Origin of the sequence: Kitasatospora nipponensis (genome assembly GCF_039528135.1) — a bacterium.
Classification (GTDB): domain Bacteria; phylum Actinomycetota; class Actinomycetes; order Streptomycetales; family Streptomycetaceae; genus Kitasatospora; species Kitasatospora nipponensis.
Map to the genome: position 1 here is coordinate 1 of NZ_BAAALF010001224.1, position 504 is coordinate 504.

The following is a 504-nucleotide window of genomic DNA, read 5'->3' on the forward strand; positions in this document are numbered from 1 at the left end:
CCGATCCGGCGTCAGATCTCCTTGGTGTACGCCCACTCGCTCGCGCAACGCCGGTAGCCGAGCCAGTCGTTGATGGCCAGCATCGGGGCGTTGGTGGCGTCGTTGCTGGTGTACGCGTCGGTGCAGCCGCGGGCCACCGCCCGGTGCAGGGAGTCGGTCTTGGCCAGCTTGGCCAGGCCGCGGCCGCGGAACTGGGCCGAGGTGGTGGTGAAGGCGGACCAGTAGCGGGTGCCGCCGTCGCTGTGCACCGCGCTGAAGGCGGCCGCCCCGCCGTCCACCACCACGACGGTGGTGAGCTCGCGGTCGAGGTCGGGGCGCTCCCAGACCTCCTCCAGCCACTCCTCGTAGCCGAGGTCGGACAGGTCGACGTCGCCGGGCTCGTCCTGGGTGCCCTCGACGTCGACCACGTAGAGCGGGCGCGGGTCGTCGAGGTAGTCGGCGGCGGTGCGCAGCTCGACCCCGGCGGGCAGCTCGGGCACCGCCCCGCCCAGCGGCCGCGGCGTG

Annotated in this window: 1 protein-coding gene; it reads right to left on the bottom strand. The window is 73.8% G+C overall.

The features are described 5' to 3' along the window. Positions 1–11: 11 nt before the first annotated feature. On the bottom strand, positions 12–504 hold a 493-nt coding region (locus ABD323_RS45770), incomplete at its 5' end, for a GNAT family N-acetyltransferase (protein WP_486327206.1).